This is a genomic window from Streptomyces sp. NPDC005485 (assembly GCF_040606085.1).
GTDB lineage: Bacteria > Actinomycetota > Actinomycetes > Streptomycetales > Streptomycetaceae > Streptomyces.
Genome location: NZ_JBEXDZ010000013.1, coordinates 53,893 through 77,991 on the forward strand (window position 1 = coordinate 53,893; position 24,099 = coordinate 77,991).

The following is a 24,099-nucleotide window of genomic DNA, read 5'->3' on the forward strand; positions in this document are numbered from 1 at the left end:
CTCGCTGCGACGGCGACTCGACCGCCAGAGGTTTTAGTCGGCATCGAAGAACCCCGACCGTGCGACGAAGACGGCGGCGGCCGACACACTGACGACCAGGAGTTCCACCGAGACCGCGGCGGCGCCGTTGATGTTGTTCATCTGGAAGGCGAAGTCGTACGTCAACTGGTTGAGCGAGTAGTCGCGTCCGGCCACGCCCACGCTGGCGAGGGACAGCAGCTGCGGCTCGACGAAGAGCTGCGCGCCGCCCGCGAACGCCAGGATCACCATGTACACGATCCACTTGCGGAGCATCGGGATCTGCACGTGCCAGGCGGTCTGCCAGGCGCCCGCGCCATCGATGCGCGCGGCTTCCATCACATCCGTGGGGATGTTGTTGAGTGCGCCGTACATGACGACGATCCAGCCGCCCGCACCGGTCCAGAACGCGATGATCGTGAACAGCACGGGCAGGTTGCCGGGTGCGATCACCTCGCCGAAGGTGTGGAATCCCAGCACGCCCAGGAGCGAACTCACCGGGCTCACCGTCGGGTCGAGCATGAACAGCCACACCAGCACGCTCGCGGCGCCGGCGAGCGCTCCCGGGATGTAGTAGAGGAAACGCAGCGCCTTGCCGGCGGAACCCGAGGCCAGGCGGTGCAGCAGCAGCGCCAGCGCCACCACGAACACGACCAGGGACAGGAGCCAGAAGGCGAGGTAGACGGCGACATGGCTCACGGAGTCCAGGAAGCGGAAGTCCTGCGCCGTGGTCACGAAGTTGGAGAAGCCGGTGACCCTGCCCCCGGCGTCGGTGAAGGCGAAGTAGATCGCGTAAGCGGTCGGAAGGACGCCGAAGGCGATCAGCAGGACCACGTAGGCGGCGACGAAGGCCGTGCCGGCCCGGCTCTGCCGGCCGGCGCCGCGAGGACTCCGGCGGGCAGAGCCGGTCGAGGAGCGGGCGAGGGTCACTGGGAGACCTTGTATCCGTTGGACTTGGCGTACTTGACGATGGAGTCCTGCCAGGCCGGCAGCAACGAGACGACACTCTTGCCCTGGGTCAGACCGGGCTTGACGGTGGCGGCCCAGATCGCCTCCTGGCTGAACTGGCCCGAGCCCCACCCGTTCCAGACCTGGGAGGAGGCTGCCTTGAGAGCGCTCAGGTCGCCGGCGAAGTAGCCGGAGGCGTCCTGTCCTTTCAGCCACGTCTCGGCCGCCGGCGCGTACGCGGGGAAGCCCGGCGCCTTCTCACCCTGGTAGGCGTTGTCGGTGGTGACCCACTTCAGGAAGTCGGCAGCGGCCTTGACGTGCTCGGAGTGCTGGGACAGCAGCCACGTGCCGCCGCCGACGTTGCCGGTGGACGGCGAGGTCTCTCCCTGCCACTGGGGGATGGGTGCGGCCGCGATCTGTTTGGCCGGCGTCTTGAAGGTGCCCTCGAACAGCGCGCCGCCGTACCAGGCGGGGCCGGGCATGAGCAGAACCTTGTCGGCCTGGTTCTTGCCGAAGTCGGTGCTGAAGACCCCGCTGATGGACATGGACTTGTTCTTGATCAGCACGTCCATGAGCCTGGCCATCTTGGTGCAGGCCTCGCTGGAGGTGTTCACCGACACAGCCTTCGGGCCGGTGATGTGGTTGGCGCCGCACTTGCTCGCCCACAGGTAGATCTCGGGCGTGAAGGCGTCACCCGCGTCACCCACGAGGTAGCCCGGGTGGTCCTTGGCCACCTTCTCGCCGAGCTTCTGGTACTCCTCCCACGTCGTCGGCACCGCGTAGCCGAACTTCTTCAGCAGCGGGGCGTTGTACCACAGCACCGCCTGGGAGAGGTCGTTGCGCAGACAGTAGAGGGTGCCGCCCACCGTGCAGACGTCGTTGGCGCCCTTCGCGAACTGCCCCAGGGACGCCGAGGGGATCAGGCCCTTGTTGAGCGGAGCGGCGAAGCCCGCGTCGACCGCCCAGGAGGCCTCGTTGTTCTGCGAGCTGAACACCACGTCCGGCCAGCCCTTGTGGGTGCGGTTGAACAGCTGGACCTTGGTCTGGAGGTAGTTGGAGCCGTTGGCGTCGCCGTCATAGCTGACTATGTTCAGCTTCACCTCGGGGTGCAGCTTCTGGTACAGCTTCGCGGCGTCCATACGGGTCGCGTCCACCCAGACGGTCAACGCGCCGTCCTTCTGCGGCACCTGAGCGAAGCCGTCCTTGGTCGTCGTACCGGCCGTGCCGCCGCCGCCACAGGCCGTCACGGTCAGCAACACCGTGACCGCGCACCCGGCCAGCAACGCCGCACGCCCTTTGCTGATCGCTCTCTTCGGGCTGGACGAAGGCTTGTAGACGGTCATGTGCGACTCCACTGGTTTCACAGGGCGCCCCGAGCAGATGGACTGGTGGCGCGCGAGGATCGGGCGACGTGGCCGTACCGGCCGGGCGTCAGGGACCGCAGACGGCCGTCTCGCTTGCCGTCGCGGAAGAAATTAGGCGCCTCATCCAGGATCCAGTCAAGAGTTTGTGCGCCCTTTTCCCAGCAATATGCGGGTAGTGATGCCTGATTTGGGCACTAAATGTCCCGATAGGTCACGATTCACACATTGACAGATCCGCCTCATACTGTGGATCTACGTGCCAGATGAGTACGACTAATCGATGCTTGGGATACGATGAGCACGGCTCCACAGCGATCAGCCGCCCCAGTTGCGCCAGCCAGGAGGCAGGACAGATGAACGACACGCCCGCGGCCCAGGCGGCCTTGCCGACGCAGGCACCCACGGCTGCGACCGCAGCGGTGAACGGCACGGGCGCGCGGAGTGAGTACCGGCCCGGCTACGAGGTCGTGGCGGAGCGGATCCTCGAGTTCATCGCCGAGGCCCGTCTGGTGGCAGGTGATCGGCTGCCCACGGAGAACGACCTGGCCCAGAGGCTGGACACCAGCAGGGCGGTGGTTCGGGAAGCCGTGAAGATCCTTTCGGCGCTCGGCCGGGTCCGGGCGCACAAGGGGCGTGGACTGTTCGTCGCGGACGACGAGGGCATGCTCATCACCAGCCGCTGGGGCGGCTTCTTCCGCCCGGTCGACATCGATCACGTGCTCATGCTGTTCGAGTTCCGCCGGGTCCAGGAAACGGCCGCGAGCAGCCTGGCCGCCACCCGGGCCACGCCCGCCGAGCTGCGGACCATCGAGGTGGCCATGCAGCAGTGCCGGCACGGGTTCACCCACGGGCAGGTCGAGGTGTTCAACCAGGCGGACGAGGACTTCCACATGGGCGTCGCCGTCGCCTCGCACAACACCTTCCTCGTCAGCGCCGTGCGTGACGCACGACGACTGCAGCGGCAGTCCAGCGCGATAGGGATCCACGACACGCTCGGTGAAGGCACCGAGTCCGCGGTCGTGGAGCACGAGCAGATCTACCGGGCCATCCGCGACGGCCGGCCCGACGAGGCGGCCGAGGCCACGGCGACACATCTCGACAGGACACTCGAGGACTACCGGCGGGAGATCCAGCGCCGCCTGTTCGGATAGCGCTCAGCGTCGGAGTTCCCTCAAGCGGGCTCCTGCGAGCCGCGCAGGATCAGCGGGACCGCCCGGTTTAACGCCTACCCCGGGAGTTCCGTGCGCTCCCACCACTCGTACACGGGCAACAGGCCCTCCGAGGTCTCCTGCTGACGCGTCGTGGCCCTGAAGTGCTCATATCCCCCACGGAACAGGAGCTTGATGTCGACCCCGGGCTCCGGCGCGGAGACGATCCGCTCGGTGAGATCGTCAGGGCCGCCCTGGAGAACTGCTTTCGTCACATCGGTCATGGCCAGATCTTCTCCGAAAGCCGGACCCGCTCCTCAGGGACGCGCCGACCCGGCCGGCTCGCCGCTCACGGGTCAATTGTTCAGGTAATCACCTGCGTAATGTCGACGTGGCAGCCGACCCACCCGTTCACGCCCAATAGGCCCTCCTGAGCGCGGACTTGGCCAGCTTCCCCGTGGGTGTCCGTGGCAGCGTGTCCGTGAAGTCCACGCTGCGCGGGGTCTTGTAGTGCGCGATGTGCTGCCGGGCGAAGTCGATGAGTTCGCGCTCCAGTTCGGGGCCGGGCGCGACACCGGGCGCGGGCTGCACGACCGCCTTGACGACCTCGCCCATCTCCGAATCGGGCACCCCGACGACCGCGACGTCGGCGACCTTCGGGTGCAGGATCAGGCAGTTCTCCGTCTCCTGCGGGTAGATGTTCACGCCGCCGGAGATGATCGTGAACGCCCGCCGGTCGGTGAGGAAGAGGTAGCCGTCCTCGTCGACATGCCCGATGTCGCCCGTGGTCGTCCAGGCGGGGTGGTCGGGGTGCTGCGCGGCGCGGGTGCGGCCGGCGTCTTTGTGATAGGTGAAGGGCAGCTCGTCACGCTCGAAGTAGACGGTGCCGGTCTCGCCGGCGGGCAGCACCTTGCCGTCCTCGCCGCAGATCCGCACCTCACCGAGGAGTCCGCCCCGGCCCACGGACCCCGGTTTGCGCAGCCACTCCTCGGGGTCGATGAAGGTGATCCCGTTGGCCTCGGTCGCCGCGTAGTACTCGTACAGGACCGGCCCCCACCACTCCATCATCCGCCGCTTCACCTCGACGGGGCAGGGCGCGGCGGCATGGATGGCAACCTTCAGCGACGACACGTCGTACGACGTCCGCGTCTCGGGCGGCAGTTTGAGCATCCGTACGAACATGGTCGGCACCCACTGGCTGTGCGTGACCCGGTGCCGTTCCACGGCTTCGAGCGCGGACTCGGCGTCGAAGGAGTCCATCAGGACGACTGTGCCGCCGGTGGCGGTGACGACGTAGCAGAAGCGGAGTGGGGCCGCGTGGTAGAGCGGGGCCGGACAGAGATAGACGGTGTCCTCGTCGAAGCCGTACATCGGCTGGAACAGAAGCTGGAACGTGCTCGGCACCTCTCGGATGTCGCCTTCCGGCAGGGCCGGTTCGATTCCCTTGGGGCGGCCGGTGGTTCCGGAGGAGTACAGCATGTCGCTGCCCCGCGGCTGTTCGGCGGGCGGCTCGGGCGAGGCGGCGGCGAGGGCGGCCTCGTAGGAGCCGTCGTCGAAGCGCAGGGTTGCCGACGGCATCAACTGCGCCACATGGTCGGCGAGTTCACCCAGCTCCCCCGAGACGATCAGCGCGGAGGCGCCGCAGTCGCGCACGATGTAGCCGGCCTCGTCGGCGGTCAGATGGTGGTTGACGGCGGTGACGTAGAGGCCGGAGCGCGCGGCGGCCCAGTAGACCTCCAGGAACCGCGGGTCGTTCCCCGAGAGGATCGCGACGTGGTCACCGCGGCGCAGCCCGCTGGTCCGCAGGTGATCGGCGAGGCGCAGGGAGCGCTCCTCGAGCTGTCCGTAGGTGAGGGTCCGGCCGCCGTCCGCGGTGACGACGGCCGGCCTGGTGGGGTCGTACGCTCCGGGATACATGCGGGGACGGTACCGCGCACAGTTGACGGTACGTCAGTGGTACGCACCTCCTTGTGCGTTGGCGCCGGTCCGCAGGCCGGTGGCCGTTTCGGCGGCCCTGGCGAGGGCGCGCCGATCGGGTGCGCTGCCCGGCGCGAGCACCGGTCGCACCCCCACCTCCGCCACCACCCCGCGCGCCGACACGACCCGCCACACCGAGGTGAGCAGCGAGTCGCTCCCGACGAACGCGGGTGCGGTGCTCACCGCTCCGCCGTCGAGGCGGTAGTGCAGGCGCACCGGCTGGACGGGGACACCGGCGTCGAGTGCGGCCTGGAAGACGGCCCGCCGGAAGTGGCCCTGGGCCCGGCCGCACCACGTGCTGCCCTCGGGAAAGACCACCACCGCGGCGCCGTCGCGCAGCGTGTCCGCGATCCGTTCGACGGTGCGGGGCAGGGCGCGCAGCCGGTCGCGCTCGATGAACAGGGCCCCGCTGCGCGCGGTGAGCGCGCCCGCCACGGGCCACTGGCGGATCTCGGCCTTGGCGAGCATCCTGCTGGGTCGCACGGCGGCGAGGAGCGGGATGTCCAGCCAGGAGATGTGGTTGGCCACCAGCAGCAGGCCGCCGGTGGGCGGGGCGTCGCCGGTCATCCTGATCCGCACTCCCGAGGCCCGTACCACCGTCCGGCACCACGCCCGGATGATCCGGTCGCGCCGTGCGGCGGCGATCCGTGCGACGGCCGGCATCAGCACGACCCCGACGACGACGGTGACCAGGACCGCGACCAGCCGCAGCACGGCGCGCGGCGCCGCGGCGGCCGACCGCGTGGACTGCACGCAGACCTGCGGAGTGCAGGGGGCGCTCGGCAGCCAGGCGCTCGCCGCAACAGCCGTACCGGCCATGGGCGTTCGGCGGGTCCAGGGCGCCACCGGTACGCGGATACGGGTTGTGCCCGCCGCGCCCGTCGCGCTCGACACGCTCATGACGCCGGTATGAGCGACAGGAAGTGCCGCAGATAGCGCGGGTCGACGCGGCGCATCGACAGCAGCACGTACAGGTCGGCGACGCCGAAGTCCGGGTCGTGCGCGGGTTCCGCGCACACCCAGGCGCCGAGGCGCAGATACCCGCGCAGCAGCGGAGGCAGCTCGGTGCGCGCCGCCCGGGTCACACCCTCGGCGCTCCAGGGCAGCAGCGGACGTACGCGGTACTCCTCGGGCGCCAGGTACTTGGCCCGGACCCGGTCCCAGGTGCCCGCGGCGAGCGCGCCGCCGTCGGCGAGCGGGATGGAGCAGCAGCCGGCGAGCCACTCGTGGCCGCCCTGCACCATGTAGCGGGCGATACCGGCCCAGATCAGGCCGATGACCGCGCCGTCGCGGTGGTCGGGGTGCACGCAGGAGCGGCCGACCTCGACGAGCCCGGGGCGGATCGCGTCGAGCGGGCCGAGGTCGAACTCGCTCTGCGAGTAGAGCCGCCCGGCGACCGCGGCCCGCTCGGGCGGCAGCAGCCGGTAGGTGCCGACGACCTGGCCGGTCACGGTGTCGCGGACCAGCAGGTGATCGCAGTACGCGTCGAAGGCGTCGATGTCGAGGCCCGGTTGCGGGGTGGCCAGCAGGGCACCCATCTCTCCGGCGAAGACGTCGTGGCGCAGCCGCTGGGCCGCTCGGACGTCGGCCTCGTCGCGGGCGAGGGTGACGGTGTAGCGGGTGGGGGCAACAGGCTGCGGCGGGCTGTCGAGGGTGGATACGCCGGTCATGGCACTCTCCTGGTCACGGGCCGGGTCGGCGGTACGGCGGCGGCCGGGTGTGCGCATTCGCCGCCACTTCTGTTCTTCCGATGCCGATTGGCGTGTACGTGACCGGCGCCGAGAGCCGGGATGTGGGGATGTTGAATGCCAGGGGCGTCCGGGAAAGCGAGACGGGACCGGGAATGAGCACCACTCCCGGTCCCGCCCGTCCGCACCGTAACGGCGAACGACGTACGGCTAACGCCTTCCCGCTCTGCGGGTCGCGCGCAGCCACTCCTTGTTCATGCCGGTGATGGAGACCAGCGGGATTCCCTTCGGGCAGGCGGTGGCGCATTCGCCGGCGAGGGTGCAGCCGCCGAAGCCCTCCTCGTCCATCTGCGCGACCATGTCGAGGACGCGGGTCTCACGTTCGGGCGCGCCCTGCGGCAGCACGTTCAGGTGGTTGATCTTCGCGGAGGTGAAGAGCATCGCCGCGCCGTTGGGGCAGGCGGCCACGCAGGCGCCGCAGCCGATGCACTCGGCGTGCTCGAAGGCGAAGTCGGCGTCCGGCTTCGGGACGGGAGTGGCGTGGGCCTCGGGCGCCGCGCCGGTGGGGGCGGTGATGTAGCCGCCGGACTGGATGATGCGGTCGAAGGCGGACCGGTCGACCACGAGGTCCTTCACGACCGGGAAGGCCGAGGCGCGCCACGGCTCGACGTCGATCGTGTCGCCGTCCTTGAAGGACCGCATATGCAGCTGGCAGGAGGTGGTGCGCTCCGGGCCGTGCGCGTCGCCGTTGATGACGAGCGAGCAGGCGCCGCAGATGCCCTCGCGGCAGTCGTGGTCGAAGGCGACGGGGTCCTCGCCCTTGAGGATGAGCTCCTCGTTGAGGGTGTCGAGCATCTCCAGGAAGGACATGTCGGCCGAGATGCCGTCCACGTCGTACGTGGACATCGCGCCGGGGGCGTCGGCGTTCTGCTGCCGCCAGACGCGCAGGGTGAGCTTCATGCGTAGCTCCGCTGAGTGGGGTGGACGTACTCGAAGACGAGGTCTTCCTTGTGCAGGACGGGGGCGTCGCCGGTGGCGGTGAACTCCCAGGCGGCCGCGTAGGAGAACTCGTCGTCCTTGCGCGCCGCCTCGCCGTCGGGGGTCTGGGACTCCTCGCGGAAGTGGCCGCCGCAGGACTCGGCGCGGTGCAGCGCGTCGAGGCACATGAGCTCGGCGAGCTCCAGGTAGTCGACGACGCGGTTGGCCTTCTCCAGTGACTGGTTGAACTCCTCGCCGGTGCCGGGGACCTTGATGCGCCGCCAGAACTCCTCGCGGATCTGCGGGATGCGTTCAAGTGCCTTGCGCAGCCCGGTCTCCGTCCGCGCCATGCCGCAGAACTCCCACATGAGTTCGCCGACTTCGCGGTGGAAGGAGTCGGGGGTGCGGTCGCCGTCGACGGCGAGGAGCAGCCGCAGCCGGTCCTCCGTCTCGGCCAACACCTCCTGCACGACCGGGTGTTCGTGCGTGACCACTTCGTGGTGCGGGTTGCGGGCCAGGTAGTCGTTGATCGTGGACGGCAGGACGAAGTAGCCGTCGGCGAGCCCCTGCATCAGGGCGGAGGCTCCCAGGCGGTTCGCGCCGTGATCCGAGAAGTTGGCCTCGCCGATCGCGAACAGGCCGGGGACGGTGGTCTGCAGGTCGTAGTCGACCCACAGTCCGCCCATCGTGTAGTGCACGGCAGGGTAGATCCGCATCGGCACGGTGTACGGGTCCTCGGCGGTGATCCGCGCGTACATGTCGAAGAGGTTGCCGTACTTCTCCTCGACGGCCTTGCGGCCCATCCGCTGGACGGCGTCGGCGAAGTCGAGGTAGACGCCCTGGCCGCCGGGGCCGACTCCCCTGCCCTCGTCGCAGACGTTCTTCGCGGCGCGGGAGGCGATGTCGCGCGGCACCAGGTTGCCGAAGGACGGGTAGATGCGTTCCAGGTAGTAGTCCCGCTCGTCCTCGGGGATCTTGTTCGGCGGCCGGTCGTCGCCCTTGGCCCTGGGCACCCAGATGCGGCCGTCGTTGCGCAGCGACTCGCTCATCAGGGTGAGTTTGGACTGGTGGTCGCCGGTGCGCGGGATGCACGTCGGGTGGATCTGCGTGAAGCAGGGGTTGGCGAAGTGGGCGCCGCGCCGGTGGGCCCGCCAGATGGCGGTGGCGTTGGAGTTCATGGCGTTCGTCGACAGGTAGAAGACGTTGCCGTAGCCGCCGGAGGCGAGCACCACCGCGTCCGCGAAGTAGCTGTCGATGCGGCCGGTGACGAGGTCGCGGGCGACGATTCCGCGGGCCCGCCCGTCGACCACGATCAGGTCGAGCATCTCGGTCCGGGCGTGCAGTTCGATGTTGCCGGCCGCGATCTGTCGCGACAGTGCCTGGTAGGCGCCGAGCAGGAGCTGCTGCCCTGTCTGGCCGCGGGCGTAGAAGGTGCGGGACACCTGGACGCCGCCGAAGGAGCGGGTGTCGAGGAGTCCGCCGTACTCGCGGGCGAAGGGCACGCCCTGTGCGACGCACTGGTCGATGATCTCCACCGAGATCTGCGCAAGGCGGTGGACGTTGGACTCCCGCGCCCTGAAGTCCCCGCCCTTGACGGTGTCGTAGAACAGCCGGTGGACCGAGTCGCCGTCGTTGCGGTAGTTCTTCGCGGCGTTGATGCCGCCCTGCGCGGCGATCGAGTGGGCGCGGCGGGGCGAGTCCTGGTAGCAGAACTGGACGACGTGGTAGCCCTGTTCGGCGAGCGTGGCACCGGCGGCGCCGCCCGCGAGGCCGGTTCCGACGACGATCACCGTGTGCTTGCGGCGGTTGGCGGGGTTGACGAGCTTGGCCTCGAAGCGGCGGGTGTCCCAGCGCTCGTGGACCGGGCCGTCGGGCGCCTTGGTGTCGACGACCGGCTCTCCGGTCGCGTACTCGGCATAGGAAGTCATGTCAGCTCACCACTCCGGTCATGACGCCCACGGGTACGGCGATGAAGCCGGCCGTGAGCAGCAACGCGAGAACATTGGCGACGGTCTTCAGGGCGCGGTCGCGGCTGCGGCTGCCGGCGCCCAGGGTCTGCGCGGCGCTCCAGAAGCCGTGCCGGATGTGCAGACCGAGGGCGAGCATCGCGACGATGTAGACCACGTCGCCGTACCAGGTCGAGAAGGTGTCGACGACGTTCTGGTAGGGGTGTCCGGCCTGGAAGCCGCCGGTGTGCACGGTGCCGGTCGTCAGGTCGAGGAGGTGCCAGACGATGAACAGGCCGAGGATGATCCCGCCCCAGCGCATGGTGCGTGTCGCGTAGCTCGCCCGCGGCTTCCTGTGGACGTACTTGCTGGGCCGGGCCCGCAGGTCGCGGCGGCTCAGCTGGTAGGCGGCGGTGGCGTGCGCGACGACGGCGACGACCAGGACCACCCGGATGATCCACAGGGCCCACTCGTAGTGCAGGAAGGGCTCACCGAGGGTGCGCAGCCAGTGTGCGTAGTGGTTGAACTCGCCCGGCCCGAAGAAGATCTTCAGGTTTCCGATCATGTGGACGACCAGGTAGAGCAGCATGATCAGGCCGCTCACGGCCATGACCGTCTTCTTGCCGACCGAACTGTCCCACACGGTGCGTGTCATCGACGGTCGTCGGTCCGTCCGCGTTGCCAGAGCCATGTCTCAGAACGCTAGGGCCGAAGGGGCCAATCGGTCCAAGACATGGTTCGGCTCGTTTCCATAGGCATGCCCTATCGTGGGTCGAGTGCAATTCCAGCAGCTCCAGTACTTCGTGGCCGTCGCCGAGACCCGGCACTTCACCCGGGCCGCCGATCTGGTCCATGTCGCGCAGCCGTCCCTCTCGCAGCAGATCAAGGCGCTGGAGCGGGAGCTGGGGGCGGATCTGTTCCTGCGGGCGCGCGGCAACATCACGCTGACGGACGCGGGCGAGGCGCTGCTGCCGCTGGCCCGCCGCATCCTGGCCGACGCCGACACGGCCCGCCACGAGGTGCAGGAACTGGCCCAGCTGCGCAGCGGGCGGGTGCGGCTCGGCGCCACTCCGAGCCTGTGCACGGGCCTGCTCCCGGACGTGCTGCGCGCATTCCACGACCGCTATCCCGGCATCCGGCTGCTGATCGAGGAGGGCGGCTCGCATGATCTGGTACGAGAACTCGCGCGCGGCGCTCTCGACCTCGCCCTGCTGGTGCTCCCGCTGCCCACCCCGTCCCCGGCGCTGACCACGCTGGAGCTGCTCAGGGAGGACCTGGTGGTGGTGTCGTCGCCGGACGCGCCCGCGCCGGGCCGCGGGCGCCGCGCCCTGCGGATCGCGGACCTGGAGGGCGCACGTCTCGTGATGTTCCGGCACGGCTACGACCTGCGGGAACTGACGGTCGCCGCATGCCGCGCCGAGGGCTTCGAGCCGGACTTCGCGGTGGAGGGCGGCGAGATGGACGCGGTGCTGGGGTTCGTCCGCGCGGGCCTGGGCGTGGCCGTCGTCCCGCGCATGGTGGCCACCCGGTCGGGACGCGGGCTGCGCGTGACCCCGCTCGCACAGCCCGGTCTGCACCGCACGATCGCCCTGGCGCACCGCAGCGACGTGGCTCCGCCGCGGGCGGCCAGGGAGCTTCAGCGGATGCTGCTGGAGCACTGAGCGCACTCGGCCGCCGCTGCCTGGAACGGCATGGCACACGGGTGAGCGCCGGGAGTTCTCGTGAAGTTGAGGCGGTGGCCACCTCAATCCTGAGTGGCGGATGGACAGTACATAGTCGACCATGCCCGTCCCCACAAGGAGTTGGACCCTGATGCCGAGCACCGGGCCCGCCGAGGTCTGCACCCTCCCGGCGAGCAGCAGACCCGCGCCAGGCGGAGGCCACTCCCTACGGCTCGACATCCAGGGACTGCGCGCGGTGGCCGTCGGGCTCGTGGTCCTCTCCCACGCCGGAGTGTCACAGGTCAGCGGCGGTTACGTCGGCGTCGACGTGTTCTTCGTGATCTCCGGCTTCCTCATCACGTCCCTGCTCCTGCGTGAACTCACCACCACCGGGCGGCTGTCGGTCCGCTCCTTCTTCGCTCGCCGGGCGCTGCGGCTGCTGCCCGCGTCGTCCCTGGTCATCGCCGCCGCACTGGCCGGGTCCTGGCTGTTCCTGTCGAAGGTGCGGCTCGCCGAGTACGCGGGCGACGCTCTCGCCAGCGCGCTGTACGCGGTCAACTTCCGGCTGGCGGCGGCCGGTACGGACTATTTGGCCCAGGACAGTCCGCCGTCGCCCTTCCAGCACTTCTGGTCGCTCGCCGTGGAGGAGCAGTTCTACCTCGTGTGGCCGCTGCTCCTGCTGCTCTGCTGGCGCGTCGCCCGTGGCCGGCGCGGGCTGGTCATGGTGCCGCTCGTGGTGCTGTGCCTGGGGTCGTTCGCGGACAGCGTCCTGGAGACGAACTCCTCGGCGCCCTGGGCGTACTTCGGCTTCGCCGGCCGGGGCTGGGAACTCGGCGTCGGGGCGCTGCTGGCGCTGGCCGCGGCCCGGCTGGAACGGCTGCCCGCCGCCCTCGTGGGGCCACTGACCTGGCTCGGGCTGGCCTGCGTCGCGCTGGCGGCGGTCCGGTACGACGACGCGACGCCGTTTCCCGGCTACCGCGCCCTGCTGCCGGTCCTCGGCGCCGCGCTCGTCCTGGCCGGTGGCTGCGCACCCGCCCCGCACGGCGCGGGGTGGCTGCTCGGGCGGCGGCCACTGGTTCGGCTCGGCGGGCTCTCGTACGGCTGGTACCTGTGGCACTGGCCGCTGCTGGTCATCGTCCCGGCGGCGCTGGGCCGTGCGGACGGCACCGCCGAGGTACCGCTCTCACTCGGGCTGTGCGCGGTCGCACTGGGCCTCGCGTGGCTGACGCTGCGCCTCGTCGAGAACCCGGTGCGCTTCCACCGGGCGTTCCGGGGGCGGCCTCGCCGGGCCCTGGCACTGGGCGCCGGTCTGTCGGCGGGGGCCACGGTGCTGTCACTCACGGCGGCGGCGGTCCCGCCGACGATCGAGGTCGGCGGGCCGGCTCCCGTCCTGGCACAGGCGCTGGCCGGCGCGCCGGACCCGCAGGCGCGGCTGGCCGAACTCCTGGAGTCCTCCGGCGCCGGGCTGCCGAGCAACCTCGTCCCGGCCCTGCCGCAGGTGAAGGCCTCCCGGTCCGCGGTCTACCGGGACGGCTGCCATGTCAGCTACGGCAGCACCGAAACCCCGTCCTGCGTCTACGGGGACCGCGCCTCCTCCCGGACCGTCGTGCTCTTCGGCGACTCCCATGCGGCCCAGTGGTTCCCGGCCCTGCACCGGCTCGCGATCGCGCGCGGGTGGAAGCTGGTCTCGCTGACGAAGGCCTCCTGCAAGGTCGCCGACGTGACCATCATCAGCCGGCACAAGCCGTACACGGCTTGCGACACCTGGCGTTCCCACGCCGTCGCGAGGATCAACGCCCTGCATCCTGCCCTGGTCGTCGTCTCCTCCTCGGACGCGGGCGACCCGGCCCGGCCCGCCGACGACCCTCTTCAGCAGTGGACCGCCGGCTTCGAGGACACCTTCCGGGGCCTGACCGCCTCCGGCGCGCACCTCGCCGTCGTGCTCGACACCCCGTGGCCGAAGGTCGACGCGGTCGACTGCGCCGCCAGGAACTCCCTGCACCTGGGCGTCTGCGCGAACCACCTGCCGGAGGCGATCCACGACGGGACCCGGCACACCGCCGTGCGCAGCGCCGCCGCCGCGACCGGCGCCTCGGTCATCGACCCCGAGCCCTGGGTCTGCGCCACGCGCACCGGCACCTGTCCCGTGGTCGTCGGCAACGTCGCCGTCTACCGCGACGACAGCCACCTCTCCGAGGCCTACGTCGAGGCCCTCACCCCGGTCCTCGCCCCGGCGCTGAACCGTCTGGTCGGCCCGGCCTGAGCATGCCGGGGTCCTCTCCGGTCCGGTCCGGCGGCCAACGCCCACCGGCGGGGCCGCCGGTGGGCGGTAGCGGGCCCGCGGGCGCTCAGGCCGTGGCGTCCACCAGTGCCAGCTCGTGCAGCCGCTCCGGCGGGCCCGGGCGGGCGTAGTACCAGCCCTGGGCCGTGTCGCAGCCCAGTATCCGCAGCTGCTCCGCCTGGGCTCCCGTCTCCACGCCCTCCACCGTGACCGCCAGGTCCAGGCTGTGGGCGAGCGACACGATCCCCTCGACGATCTTGAGGTCGACGGGGTCCGCCGGGAACTGCTGCATGCCCTGGGTGAAGGAACGGTCCAGCTTGAGGATGCTGACCGGCAGGCGCCGCAGGTTGGCGAGGTTGGAGTAGCCCGTGCCGAAGTCGTCGAGGGCGATGTCCACGCCCATCTCGGCCAGCCGGCGCAGCGGCTTGAGAAGGTCGTCGTCGGCGCCGATCAGCGCGGACTCGGTGACCTCCAGGCACAGCGCCTCCGCCCCGAGGCCGGCCCGTTCCAGGATGTCGACGGTGTCCTGGACCAGGCCCGGGTGGGACAACTGGCACGGCGACAGGTTGACGTTGATGCGCAACGGGCCCGCGTCGGTGTGCCGTTCCTGCCACTCGCGGGCCTGGCGCACCGACTGCTCCAGGACCCAGCGCCCGAGCGGGACGATCAGACCGGTGTGCTCGGCGAGCGGGATGAAACGGTCCGGGCCCAGCACGCCGTGCTGCGGGTGCAGCCAGCGCACCAGGGCCTCGGCGCCCCGCACACTGCCGTCGCCGAGGTGCACCAGCGGCTGGTACTCGATGAAGAACTCGCCCCGGTCCAGGGCCGCCGGAAGCGCGGTGGTGAGGCCGTGCCGGGTGATGGCTCGGGCGTCGGCCTCCGGGTCGGCGAGCTCGAAGCGGTTGCCTCCCGCCGACTTGGCCCGGTACATCGTGATGTCGGCGCTGCGCAGCACCTCGGCGGGGCCGCGCTCCCCCGCCGGGCCCTCGACGATGCCGATGCTGCCGCGCACGGTGAGCTCGCGGCCGTCGATGCTGATCGGGGTGACCAGCGCGTTCATGATGCGCCCGGCGAGCTCGTCGACCTCGCGCTCGGTGTCGGTACCGGTGGTCAGGGCCACGAACTCGTCGCCGCCGAGCCGGGCGACCATCTCGCCGGGGGCGGTCGCGCAGGACTGCAGGCGGTCGGCGACCTCGACGAGCAGCCGGTCGCCGGCGGCGTGCCCGAGGCTGTCGTTGATGGTCTTGAAGCCGTCGAGGTCGAGGTAGCACAGGCCGAAGCGCTGGCCCTCGCCCGCGGACAGCGCCTTCTCCAGGCGCTCGAAGAACAGGGTCCGGTTGGGCAGACCGGTGAGCGCGTCGTGCGTGGCCTCGTAGCGCAGCCGCAGGTTGAGCAGCCGGCGCTCGGTGGTGTCCTCCATCAGCGCGAGCTGGTACTGCGGCCGGCCGTCCGGGTCACGCAGCAGCGACACCGTCAGATTGGTCCACAGCACGGTCCCGTCGGGACGGTAGAACGCCTTCTCGACGTGGTAGTGCTCGCGCTCGCCGCGCACCAACTCCTCGTACAGACGCCAGACTTGGGGGGCGTCGTCGGGGTGGGTCCACTCGACGACCTTGCGGCCACGCACACTCTGCTCGGAGATGCCGAACATACGCAGCAGCGCGCCGTTGACCTGAAGGATGTTCCCGTCGAGGTCGGCGATGCCGATCCCTATCGCCGCGCCCTCGAACACCGCGCGGAAGCGGGCCTCGCTCGCGTGCAGCGCCTCGGCGACCGCGCTGCGGGCGTTCAACGCCGCCCGGGAGATGGCCTCCTGCTCGGCGAGCGTCCGCTCCCGCAGCGCGTGCGCGAACCCGGCGGCCATGGCGTGCTGCAGCCGCGCCGAGCGGGTGCGCAGCGCCTCCTGGGGGCTGTCGTCGCCGCAGTAGAGCACCAGATAGGCGTCGACGCAGTCGAGGGTGCGGCTGAGCGCCTCCGGGTCGGTGCAGTGCGCCGTGATGAGGGCGGCGCCGACCGCCTGGCCCTCGGCCGCGTCGAAGGTCCTCGCCCGCAGCGCCTCGCTCAGCCGCCGGGCGAGCGGCACGAGGCGCAGCTCGAACTCCGGCCGGGTCAGCGACGTGGAGGTGACGGGGAAGACCGCACGGCTCCAGATCGTCGCGAACCTGCGCAGTCTGTCCTCCGGCCCGTCCGGCTCGGCGGTCACGCCGTGCGCCCCACGCCGGCGAACCCGGAGAAGGAATAGGGATCCTCGTCCTCGGATGCCGTGTCGGGCCGCCACTTCGGCATCGGCACCAGTCCGGGTTCCACCATGTCGTACCCCTCGAAGAACCGCGCGATGTCCTCGCGCGAGCGCATGATCAGCGGGTTGCGGATGTTCTTGTACACGTCGACCGCACCCTCGGCCCGCTCCTGCGGGAGCGGGATTCCCTCGTAGGAGGCATGCGTGACGACGAGCAGGCTGCCCGGCGCGAGCGCGTCGCGCAGCTCGGCCACCGCCTTGTACGGGTCGTCCGCGTCCTCCACGAAGTGAAGTATGGCAACGAGGAGGAGGGCGACCGGCCGGTTCAGGTCGATCAGGCGCTGAACCTGGGGGCTCGAAAGGATCTCCTGTGGCTTGAGGAGATCGGCGGCGAGCACGTCCGCGTCCTCGTTGCCCTCCAGAACCACCTTGCTGTGGGCCACGGCCACCGGGTCGTGGTCGACGTACATGACGCGTGCGCCGGGGCGCGCGCTCTGGGCGATCTCGTGGACGTTGCCGAAGGTGGGAATGCCCGAACCGATGTCCAGGAACTGCGTGATGCCCTCATCGGCCGCGAAGCGCACCGCACGGCGCATGAACGCCCGGTTCGCCTGCATGATCTTCGGGAGTCCCGGCATGAACTCCATGGCCCTGCGCGCCGCTTCGCGGTCCACCTCGAAATTGTGCGAACCGCCCAGGTAGTAGTCGTAGATGCGGGAAACACTCGGCACCGAGATGTCGATGCTCCGGGGGGCCCAGGCGGGACGCTCCATCTATGTCTCCACGGCGTAGGGGGCAGGCGAGGCGATCCGGTGTTCGAGCTGAGGCTACTGATCGTCCGCCAAACGGGCGAGCCAAAACGGAAATTGACCGTCCGTTCCCGGTCACTGCCTCCGGCACATGCGGAACGGGCGCCCGATGAACGCCCCTTGAACGCGCGTCCCGTGCGCCCCCGCGAAACCCCTCCGAAGCACTCCAAAAGGGCCCGGTGCCGGCCGGGCAACGTCGGTCCGTACGCCGACGTGCGGGAACGCCGAGCGGCCCGCCCCCTCCGTGCGGTGCGGAGGGGGCGGACCGTAGGTCGTACGCGCTGTTCTGTTCGTCCGGCACACGTGCCTGGCTTCGTCCCCTCCCTTCCGCGTTCCGTTGCCGGTGTGCTGCGAGTGAGGCGATCAACCCTGGGGAGGTGACCCTCTACTTCTTCGGCGCGCCGACCGGCTTTCCGTCGGGGGAGACGGCGTACCAGGTGCCGCCGACACCCTGACCGTTGGTGTCCCCGGCGGCCTTGTCACCGGAGAAGGTGTAGATGGGCCAGCAGTTGACGGTCATCTGCTTGGCGCCGTCCGGGCGGGTGAAGCCCATCAGGCCCTTCTTCTGAACGCCCTTGGTGTCGTTCGCTTCGACGGGCGCGACGACCGGCCACTTCTCCAGGCAGGCTCCGGTGCAGTTCGAGACCGGCTTCGGCCACGCCTCGTCCTTCATGAAGCGGTAGACCGTCATGCCGTTCTTGTCGACGATGATCTCGCCGAGCTTCGGGTCGTTGCGGGTGGACAGACCCGGCAGGTCGGCCTTGACGGCCGCCTTCTTGCCGTCGGGGGCGGACGCGAACCAAGTTCCGCCCACACCCTGGCCGTTGGTGTCCCCGGCCTTCGTGTCCTTGGCGTACCGGTACATCGGCCAGCCCGCGACCGTCAGCTGCTTGCTTCCATCCGTACGGGTGACCTCGCCGAGCAGCGACTTGTCCACGCCGGTGACGGCCGTGGCACCGTCGGCGGGCACGGCCGGCCAGGCCGTGGCGCAGTCGCCGTCACAGTTCGACTTCGGCGGCTCGGCCGTGTCCTTGTCGAAGCGGTAGAGGGTAATCCCCGCGCTGTCGGTAAGCACCTTCCCGAGCTTCACGTTCTCGGAAACGGCGAGCTGGCCCGCGGTCGCCGACTGGGCCGCACCCTGCTCGTCCTTGGAATCGGCGCCGTAGCCGTTGCCCGCCCCGGCACCGACCGTGGGGCTGGTGCTGGAGCCGTAACCGTCGGCCGCCGCGGCGGCGCCCACGTTCTGGCTGCCCGTGGAAGTGCCGCCGTCCTGACCGCACGCCGTCGTCAACGCCAGCACGGCCGCAGCTGTCGCCACGAGTGAGGCGCTCCGCCAGGAGGTCTTCATGGATAACTCCCGCTGTCTGCTTAGGTGTTGCAGCGCCCTACAGCGCCACGCATGGTCCTAGGTACGGGCGGGAGTGGCGGATGTGTTCAACCGACCCGCAAATTTCTTTCCGAACCCTGTGACACAGAGGTCGTGGACGCCGCCGGCGCCGCCGGCGCCGCCCTCGCCGCGACCTTCGCGCTTCGCACGTTTGTACCCCTATGGGGACGTCTGCACGTCGGCGCGTCAAACCGGCTGAGGGCGCGCGTCCCCCGTTCGGGTCCAATCCCGCGTCACTACCGCGTGCGCCGGTGCCGTACCACTCATGATCTTCGTCGTGCATGTACCCGAATCGACCCGATCCGCCGTTCTCATAAGGGTGTTGACGGTGTTGACCCTCACGTGGCTCCTCGGCGGTGCGCCGGGCGGGACGGCGGTCGCCGACGCCTGCGCGTACGCCTCCGTGGACCCCGGCGGCGACGGGGCGAGCGCGGTGGCCACCGCGGGCGACGGCTGCCCGAGCCCGCCGCCCCCGACTCCGTGCCCCACACCGACACCGACACCGACACCCACCCCGACGCCGACACCGAAACCACCGCCGAAGCCGGCACCCACCCCGACACCGACCCCGAGGCCCAAGCCCCCGCCTCCCCCTCCGCCGGTCACCACGGCGCCGCGCCCGGCGCCCGCCGTCGTCCCCACGCCGGCGCCCAGACCAACCCCGACGCCCAAACCGAAGCCGAAACCCAAGGCTCCTCCCCGTGCGGGCCCCGAGCCGTCACCGCCCCCGGTGAGCTATCCGCCGTACCGCGCCACGGCGCACCGGCACACGCCCCCCAGTGGACCGTCCCTGGTCTCGCTCACCCTGATCCTCACCGTGCCCGCGGTGTTCGCCGTCGCGGCGCTGCGCCCGCGCTGACTCCTGGAGACATCCCTTGTCGGATTGGCTTGTTCTCGCCCTCGCGATGGCGGCGGCGTGCGCCGTCGTCCTCATCGTGACCCTCGTACGCCACCGCTCGGCCCCCGAGGACGAGGATCCGTCCGAGACCCCGGACGTGATCGAGTACATCACCATGATGATCGGCGTGGTGTACGCCATCGTTCTCGGCCTGGCCATCGCGGGTGTCTGGGAGGCCCGCAGCGGCGCCCAGGACCATGTACAGGCGGAGGCGCAGGCTCTGCACGAGATCTCCGAGCGGGTCCGCGTCTACCCGCCCGACGTGCGCGACCGCATCCGCAACGACGTCAACACCTATGTCAGCCACGTCGTCACCACCGAGTGGAAGACCATGGCGGACGACGGCCGTGTCACCGCCAGTGGCGGCAGGCTCTTCGACCGCATCCGCCAGGACGTGACCGACTACCAGCCGAAGACGGACTTCGAGGCCCAGGCCTACCAGCCGCTTCTCGACCAGGTCACCGCTGCCGACGCCGCCCGCAACGCCCGCGCCGACGCGACCGGGGCCACCATGCCCGGAGTGGTGTGGTTCGGGCTGATCACCGGCGCAGTGGTCACCGTGGGCATGATCTTCGCCCTGCAGATCCGGCGCACGAAACGCGAGCTGATCCTCGCCGGCCTCTTCTCCGCCCTGATCGCCTTCCTGCTCTTCCTGATCTGGGACTTCGACGCCCCCTACAGCCGGGGCATCACGGCATCGGCTGAGCCGTTCACAGTCCTGTTCCCGCATCTGCACGGGTGACGGGCCCTCACCAGGGTTCACCCGGACACAGGGCCTTCTCGACGCTGGGCCCCTCGCGAGGCCTCGGCCCGGGGGGACGGACGCCACACCGCGTCCGTCCCCCGGGTGCACGTACGGCTTCCCCTGAGCGGACCACACGGTTGCCCCATTCGCGCGACAGCGATCGCGCGCCCGCGCGCCCTTTCCTAGCGTTTCGATCATCGAGGTGCATTTCTGGCGCAAGCGGAACCGGTCCGCGGCAAGGCTCCTCGGGGACCCGGAGGCTCACCATGCGCGCGATACGCGTCGCTTCGGCCGCACTGCTGGGCATGACCGCCCTGACCTTCACCGCACCCGTGGCCGTCGCCGGCGACGGCCACGGTGACGGCCACGGTGACGGCAACAACAACATCACGTCGTTCGGCTTCAGTGTGCAGCCCTCGACCATCGCCGCGGGAGGCAGAGTCACGCTCAGCGTGGACGGCTGCGGGCACGACGCCAAGGTCTCCTCGGGGGTCTTCGACACGGTGACCATCCCCAAGGGGCAGCCCTCGGCGACGACCATGGTCGACTGGGACGCCAAGCCCGGTGCGCTGTACGAGGTCACCTTCCAGTGCGGCAGCGAGAGCGGCCACACCGACCTCACCATCGCCACCGGGCGCCCGACCAACCCGACGCCGGTGCCGATCCCGCCCGTTCAGCGGGGTGTCCGCGCCGGGGTCGGCGGCAGCATCGCCGGCTTCGACATCAAGGAGATCGGCATCGGAGCCGTGCTCATCGTCGGTTCCGTCGGCGTGGCGTGGCGTATGTCGCGCCGACGCACCGCCGACGACTCCTGACGGCGCACCGCACAGCCCTTCGCCCCGGACCCTGTCGGGTGGGTCCGGGGCGAAGGGCTGTCATGTGCGGTCTCCGAGGAGGCCGGAAAGCGGAAGGCGGACCGGGGCGGACGGTCCGCCCCGGTTCAGACCGAGGTCAGATCCGCTTCTCGGACCTGCGGCGCAGCCAGAACACCCCGCCGCCGACGGCGGCCGCGGCGACGAGCCCGCCACCGATGGCCATGTCGGTCGGCGTCGCGCCGGTGGAACTGCTGCCGCCGAGACCGCCGCGGACACCGCCGATGACGGTGAAGACGGACGAGAACTCCTTCGTCCTGCCCTCACACATGGTGGTGACGCGGTACACGCCGGGGCTGGCGTTCGAGTTGACCGTGGGATTCGCTGTCGACGTGTTGCCGCCCATCGACGTGAGTGTCGTTGTCGGGAAGACGTCCGAGCTGACCGTGCTGCCGGCAATGGTGCACGCGGAACCGTTGACAGTGATCAGCAGCTTGCCGCCCGGCGCGATGACGCTGGGCGCGGCGGTGACGCTGCTCGGCTGGTCCCAGGCCGCAGCCGTGGGGGCGGCGAGCCCCACCGCGGCGACCGCGGCGGCGCAGGCCGCCAGGGCACGAGTTGTACGCATGTGATCCTCCGCGGAAGACGCCCCGGGACCCGTCCCCGGTCGATCGGCGAGAAACGCCTCCCAGACAGACCCTCAGATGCCGTGCACAGGGCCGCATTTCGAGAATGGTCCGTCCTGGTGAGAAGACACGCCGAGAGAATTCCGCACAAACGGATATTGCCGCAGGTCACGGACCGTCAGAAAAATCCTGTCGGCGTCGACTCGGATGGCTCACGAAGGAGGCTCTCCACCACCCGTTCGCCCGTGACCCGTCGCCCGTCGGGCGTGCTGCCCTTAGCGTTCTCATATGCGCGACGGACGCGGCGACGGCCGCGTCGAGAGGGGATTGCGAATGTCTGCGTCCGAGTTGGCCGAAGAGGAGGAGCAGCAGAAGAAGCGCGCTCCGTGGGGCGTGATAGCGCTTGTTCTGCTGACCGGCCTCGCCCTCATCCGGAATGGCTCCGGAGAATTCGACGTGGGCCCTCCGCAGCCCGCGTCCGCGGCGGCGGCGGACAGCCGCGCGACGGCCCACGGCACCTTCACCAGGACGCCGGACCCGCTGCCGTACTCCGTGGTCGACCGCGTCAGGATTCCGGCGATCCGGGTGGACGCACCGGTCCTGCCCGTGGGCCTGGACGTGGACGGCTGGGTCGGCGCACCGCCGCCGGAGGACCCCAACCTCGCCGGCTGGTTCACCGGCGCCGTCTCGCCCGGCGAAAAGGGCACGGCCGTGATCGTGGGCCACGTGGACAACAAGCTGGGCCCCGCCGTCTTCTACGGACTCGGGGCGCTGAAAAAGGGCAACCGTATCGAGGTGCAGCGCAAGGACGGAAAGACCGCCGCGTTCGAGATCTACGGCATCGAGGTCTTCGCCAAGAGCAATTTCCCCGGCGACCGCGTGTACGGCAATACGGGAACCCCCGAATTGCGCGTCATCACCTGCGGCGGCGGTTTCTCCAAGCAGAACGGCTACGACGGAAACGTCGTCGTGTTCGCCCGCCTGGTCGAGGTTCGCTGAGCGTTTCCCGGCCGGGCGGGCGAAAGCCCGTCACCCGCGGGCGGGGCTAGGTTTCCCGGCGCGGCACGGTGATGTGGTAGCCCGAGTCCAGCAGTTGCGGGAGGTAGTCGCGCAGGGCCCGGACGCTCTGCGAGCGGTCGCCGCCCGCGTCGTGCGAGAGGACCACGACCCCCGGGGCCGCGCCGCCCTCGACCCGGTTGACGATGGTGCGGGCGCCCGGGGTCGTCCAGTCGAGCGTGTCGACCGTCCAGGCCAACGGCTCCATCCCCAGCTCGGCACCGATCTGGAAGGTCGCCCGGTTCCAGGCGCCGTAGGGTGCTCGGAACCAGACCGGCGGCTCTCCGTACGCGTCCTCGATGACCTCGCTGGTGCGCTCGATCTCGGAGCGGATCGAGGAGCGCGTCAGCCGGGTCAGCAGCGGGTGGGTCCAGGTGTGGTTGCCGACGATGTGCCCGTCGTCGGACATCTCCCGCAGCAGATCCTTGTTGTCGACGGCCATCTCCCCGCAGACGAAGAACATCGCGCGCACGTCGTACTCGCGCAGAGTGCTCAGGATCTCCGGGGTGTAGCGCGGGTCGGGCCCGTCGTCGAAGGTCAGCACCATGGTGCGGCCGCGCCCGGACATCCGCAGAAACGGCTCGTGGCGGACGAGTGTGCGGGCCGGCGTGCTGAGCGGCGGGCTGTAGCCGGTCATCGGCCGGAGGCGGTAGGCGGAGGGCTTCAGGGGGCGGCGCGCCTGCGGGCCCGCGGCCGCGACGGCGTGCCGGGCCTGTTTCGAGGCCGGTTCGGCGGTGAGGATGCGGGCTGTGCCCGCTGCGCCGGCCGCCCCCAGTACGGCGGCACCGGCGATCAACGCCCGGCGCCGCGTGAGCAGCTGATCCTTTTTCATGACTCATCAGTCACCCGGTTGAGGGGCGGTGCCCGTCAACGACACCGGTGCGGACCCACGAAAGCACCCGAAGGGACCAGCACCGCGCCCGACGCACCACTGGCAAAAGCAATGTTTCCGCCATGCCGCGCCCACCGACGGACCCGGACGGCAGGCGGGCAGGTCCGTCACCCGATCCCGGGAACCTCCCGGACCTGGGGCTTCCGATAGCCTCACAGCCGTGACGGATCAGCAGCACTCGCATCAGTTCGAGCGTGGCACGGACGGCCCCAAGGTCATCGTCGCCGGCGTGGACGGCTCCGACTCCTCGTTCCGCGCGGCGGCGTACGCCGCGGGCCTGGCCCGACGTCAGCACGCGCTGCTCGCCGTCGTGTACGTCCAGCCGGTGATGGCCGCGGGAGCCGCCCTCGGGGTGCCGGTGGCCGAGACGACCGACGAGATCGCCGAGGGCCTCATCGCCCAGATCCGGGACGCCACCGAGCGCGTCAAGGACATATTCGATGTGCGCTGGGAGTTCCACACGTTCCGCGGCGACCCCTACAGCGGCCTGGTGAAGGCGGCCGACGAGCTCAAGGCGGACGCGGTCGTGGTGGGCGCGTCCGAGCAGGCCGGCCACCGCATCGTCGGTTCCGTGGCGATCCGGCTGGTGAAAGCGGGGCGCTGGCCGGTGACGGTGGTGCCGTAGA

Annotated in this window: 22 protein-coding genes; 8 read left to right on the plus strand and 14 right to left on the minus strand. The window is 70.3% G+C overall.

Annotation, left to right across the window (positions count from 1 at the left end; all coding sequences use genetic code 11):
- Positions 1-33: 33 nt before the first annotated feature.
- Positions 34-948: a sugar ABC transporter permease gene (locus tag ABZS97_RS07395; RefSeq protein WP_356134619.1), complete on the minus strand. Its 915-nt coding sequence runs from the start codon at positions 946-948 to the stop codon at positions 34-36.
- Positions 945-2,309 carry an extracellular solute-binding protein gene (locus tag ABZS97_RS07400; protein ID WP_356134621.1) on the minus strand — a complete coding sequence of 455 codons (1,365 nt, stop codon included), beginning with the start codon at positions 2,307-2,309 and terminating at the stop codon, positions 945-947. The genes ABZS97_RS07395 and ABZS97_RS07400 overlap by 4 nt, the downstream gene beginning before the upstream one ends.
- A 374-nt stretch (positions 2,310-2,683) precedes the next feature.
- Between ABZS97_RS07400 and ABZS97_RS07405 the strand changes: the two genes are divergently transcribed.
- A complete protein-coding gene (locus tag ABZS97_RS07405; RefSeq protein WP_356134623.1) occupies positions 2,684-3,481 on the plus strand; it encodes an FCD domain-containing protein in 798 nt (265 codons plus the stop codon).
- A gap of 74 nt (positions 3,482-3,555) precedes the next feature.
- On the opposite strand, the gene ABZS97_RS07410 is transcribed toward ABZS97_RS07405, so the two are convergent.
- The 7 genes from ABZS97_RS07410 to ABZS97_RS07440 all read right to left on the minus strand — a co-directional run bounded on the left by ABZS97_RS07410 (position 3,556) and on the right by ABZS97_RS07440 (position 10,722).
- Positions 3,556-3,762 carry a DUF5988 family protein gene (locus ABZS97_RS07410; RefSeq protein ID WP_356134625.1) on the minus strand — a complete coding sequence of 69 codons (207 nt, stop codon included), beginning with the start codon at positions 3,760-3,762 and terminating at the stop codon, positions 3,556-3,558.
- Positions 3,763-3,889: 127 nt separating this feature from the next.
- The gene (locus tag ABZS97_RS07415) at positions 3,890-5,395 is read right to left on the minus strand and encodes an acyl-CoA synthetase (protein WP_356134627.1); all 1,506 of its coding nucleotides are present in this window, start codon (positions 5,393-5,395) and stop codon (positions 3,890-3,892) included.
- Between the two features lie 33 nt (positions 5,396-5,428).
- On the minus strand, positions 5,429-6,274 hold the full coding sequence (locus ABZS97_RS07420; protein WP_356134696.1) for a lysophospholipid acyltransferase family protein: 846 nt from the start codon (positions 6,272-6,274) through the stop codon (positions 5,429-5,431).
- Between the two features lie 77 nt (positions 6,275-6,351).
- Positions 6,352-7,125 carry a GNAT family N-acyltransferase gene (locus tag ABZS97_RS07425; protein ID WP_356134629.1) on the minus strand — a complete coding sequence of 258 codons (774 nt, stop codon included), beginning with the start codon at positions 7,123-7,125 and terminating at the stop codon, positions 6,352-6,354.
- A gap of 228 nt (positions 7,126-7,353) precedes the next feature.
- Positions 7,354-8,103, minus strand: a complete 750-nt coding sequence (locus ABZS97_RS07430) for a succinate dehydrogenase/fumarate reductase iron-sulfur subunit (protein ID WP_356134632.1) — start codon at positions 8,101-8,103, stop codon at positions 7,354-7,356.
- A complete protein-coding gene (locus ABZS97_RS07435; protein WP_356134634.1) occupies positions 8,100-10,049 on the minus strand; it encodes a fumarate reductase/succinate dehydrogenase flavoprotein subunit in 1,950 nt (649 codons plus the stop codon). The genes ABZS97_RS07430 and ABZS97_RS07435 overlap by 4 nt, the downstream gene beginning before the upstream one ends.
- A gap of 1 nt (position 10,050) precedes the next feature.
- Positions 10,051-10,722, minus strand: a complete 672-nt coding sequence (locus tag ABZS97_RS07440; protein ID WP_356134636.1) for a succinate dehydrogenase — start codon at positions 10,720-10,722, stop codon at positions 10,051-10,053.
- Between the two features lie 121 nt (positions 10,723-10,843).
- Here ABZS97_RS07440 and ABZS97_RS07445 point away from each other — a divergent pair, with 121 nt between their 5' ends.
- On the plus strand, positions 10,844-11,728 hold the full coding sequence (locus ABZS97_RS07445) for a LysR substrate-binding domain-containing protein (RefSeq protein WP_356134638.1): 885 nt from the start codon (positions 10,844-10,846) through the stop codon (positions 11,726-11,728).
- 151 nt (positions 11,729-11,879) lie between these two features.
- Positions 11,880-13,991, plus strand: coding sequence for an acyltransferase family protein (locus ABZS97_RS07450; RefSeq protein WP_356134640.1), 2,112 nt, complete (start codon positions 11,880-11,882; stop codon positions 13,989-13,991).
- Between the two features lie 85 nt (positions 13,992-14,076).
- Here the strand turns inward: ABZS97_RS07450 and ABZS97_RS07455 are convergent, their stop codons facing one another.
- From ABZS97_RS07455 to ABZS97_RS07465, 3 genes are all read right to left on the minus strand, one after another.
- On the minus strand, positions 14,077-16,212 hold the full coding sequence (locus ABZS97_RS07455; RefSeq protein WP_356134642.1) for an EAL domain-containing protein: 2,136 nt from the start codon (positions 16,210-16,212) through the stop codon (positions 14,077-14,079).
- Positions 16,209-17,021 carry an SAM-dependent methyltransferase gene (locus ABZS97_RS07460; protein WP_356134644.1) on the minus strand — a complete coding sequence of 271 codons (813 nt, stop codon included), beginning with the start codon at positions 17,019-17,021 and terminating at the stop codon, positions 16,209-16,211. The genes ABZS97_RS07455 and ABZS97_RS07460 overlap by 4 nt, the downstream gene beginning before the upstream one ends.
- Before the next feature lie 421 nt (positions 17,022-17,442).
- On the minus strand, positions 17,443-18,405 hold the full coding sequence (locus tag ABZS97_RS07465) for an SCO0930 family lipoprotein (RefSeq protein WP_356134648.1): 963 nt from the start codon (positions 18,403-18,405) through the stop codon (positions 17,443-17,445).
- 367 nt (positions 18,406-18,772) lie between these two features.
- On the opposite strand from ABZS97_RS07465, the gene ABZS97_RS07470 reads away from it, so the two are divergent.
- The 3 genes from ABZS97_RS07470 to ABZS97_RS07480 all read left to right on the plus strand — a co-directional run bounded on the left by ABZS97_RS07470 (position 18,773) and on the right by ABZS97_RS07480 (position 20,902).
- Positions 18,773-19,303, plus strand: coding sequence for a hypothetical protein (locus tag ABZS97_RS07470; RefSeq protein WP_356134651.1), 531 nt, complete (start codon positions 18,773-18,775; stop codon positions 19,301-19,303).
- A gap of 16 nt (positions 19,304-19,319) precedes the next feature.
- Entirely contained in the window at positions 19,320-20,084 is a 765-nt protein-coding gene (locus ABZS97_RS07475) for a hypothetical protein (protein WP_356134653.1), read from the plus strand.
- A 269-nt stretch (positions 20,085-20,353) separates the two neighbouring features.
- Positions 20,354-20,902, plus strand: coding sequence for a hypothetical protein (locus tag ABZS97_RS07480; RefSeq protein ID WP_356134655.1), 549 nt, complete (start codon positions 20,354-20,356; stop codon positions 20,900-20,902).
- Between the two features lie 136 nt (positions 20,903-21,038).
- Here ABZS97_RS07480 and ABZS97_RS07485 read toward each other — a convergent pair whose 3' ends face one another.
- Positions 21,039-21,527, minus strand: coding sequence for a hypothetical protein (locus ABZS97_RS07485; RefSeq protein WP_356134657.1), 489 nt, complete (start codon positions 21,525-21,527; stop codon positions 21,039-21,041).
- Between the two features lie 331 nt (positions 21,528-21,858).
- Here ABZS97_RS07485 and ABZS97_RS07490 point away from each other — a divergent pair, with 331 nt between their 5' ends.
- Positions 21,859-22,524, plus strand: coding sequence for a class F sortase (locus ABZS97_RS07490; RefSeq protein WP_356134659.1), 666 nt, complete (start codon positions 21,859-21,861; stop codon positions 22,522-22,524).
- Positions 22,525-22,570: 46 nt separating this feature from the next.
- Here ABZS97_RS07490 and ABZS97_RS07495 read toward each other — a convergent pair whose 3' ends face one another.
- Positions 22,571-23,413: a polysaccharide deacetylase family protein gene (locus ABZS97_RS07495; RefSeq protein WP_356134661.1), complete on the minus strand. Its 843-nt coding sequence runs from the start codon at positions 23,411-23,413 to the stop codon at positions 22,571-22,573.
- Between the two features lie 220 nt (positions 23,414-23,633).
- Here ABZS97_RS07495 and ABZS97_RS07500 point away from each other — a divergent pair, with 220 nt between their 5' ends.
- Positions 23,634-24,098 (plus strand): universal stress protein, encoded by a 465-nt coding sequence (locus tag ABZS97_RS07500; protein ID WP_356134663.1) that lies wholly within the window; start codon positions 23,634-23,636, stop codon positions 24,096-24,098.
- The last annotated feature ends 1 nt before the right edge of the window (position 24,099 follow it).

Bases quoted from the DNA above. Each gene is read 5' to 3' on its own strand.
- ABZS97_RS07425 (WP_356134629.1), bottom strand. From the start codon at position 7,125: ATGACCGGCGTATCCACCCTCGACAGCCCGCCGCAGCCTGTTGCCCCC.
- ABZS97_RS07450 (WP_356134640.1), top strand. From the start codon at position 11,880: ATGCCGAGCACCGGGCCCGCCGAGGTCTGCACCCTCCCGGCGAGCAGC.
- ABZS97_RS07420 (WP_356134696.1), bottom strand. From the start codon at position 6,274: ATGGCCGGTACGGCTGTTGCGGCGAGCGCCTGGCTGCCGAGCGCCCCC.
- ABZS97_RS07490 (WP_356134659.1), top strand. From the start codon at position 21,859: ATGTCTGCGTCCGAGTTGGCCGAAGAGGAGGAGCAGCAGAAGAAGCGC.
- ABZS97_RS07480 (WP_356134655.1), top strand. From the start codon at position 20,354: ATGCGCGCGATACGCGTCGCTTCGGCCGCACTGCTGGGCATGACCGCC.
- ABZS97_RS07465 (WP_356134648.1), bottom strand. From the start codon at position 18,405: ATGAAGACCTCCTGGCGGAGCGCCTCACTCGTGGCGACAGCTGCGGCC.
- ABZS97_RS07495 (WP_356134661.1), bottom strand. From the start codon at position 23,413: ATGAAAAAGGATCAGCTGCTCACGCGGCGCCGGGCGTTGATCGCCGGT.
- ABZS97_RS07400 (WP_356134621.1), bottom strand. From the start codon at position 2,309: ATGACCGTCTACAAGCCTTCGTCCAGCCCGAAGAGAGCGATCAGCAAA.
- ABZS97_RS07415 (WP_356134627.1), bottom strand. From the start codon at position 5,395: ATGTATCCCGGAGCGTACGACCCCACCAGGCCGGCCGTCGTCACCGCG.
- ABZS97_RS07430 (WP_356134632.1), bottom strand. From the start codon at position 8,103: ATGAAGCTCACCCTGCGCGTCTGGCGGCAGCAGAACGCCGACGCCCCC.
- ABZS97_RS07435 (WP_356134634.1), bottom strand. From the start codon at position 10,049: ATGACTTCCTATGCCGAGTACGCGACCGGAGAGCCGGTCGTCGACACC.
- ABZS97_RS07410 (WP_356134625.1), bottom strand. From the start codon at position 3,762: ATGACCGATGTGACGAAAGCAGTTCTCCAGGGCGGCCCTGACGATCTC.
- ABZS97_RS07405 (WP_356134623.1), top strand. From the start codon at position 2,684: ATGAACGACACGCCCGCGGCCCAGGCGGCCTTGCCGACGCAGGCACCC.
- ABZS97_RS07485 (WP_356134657.1), bottom strand. From the start codon at position 21,527: ATGCGTACAACTCGTGCCCTGGCGGCCTGCGCCGCCGCGGTCGCCGCG.
- ABZS97_RS07460 (WP_356134644.1), bottom strand. From the start codon at position 17,021: ATGGAGCGTCCCGCCTGGGCCCCCCGGAGCATCGACATCTCGGTGCCG.
- ABZS97_RS07440 (WP_356134636.1), bottom strand. From the start codon at position 10,722: ATGACACGCACCGTGTGGGACAGTTCGGTCGGCAAGAAGACGGTCATG.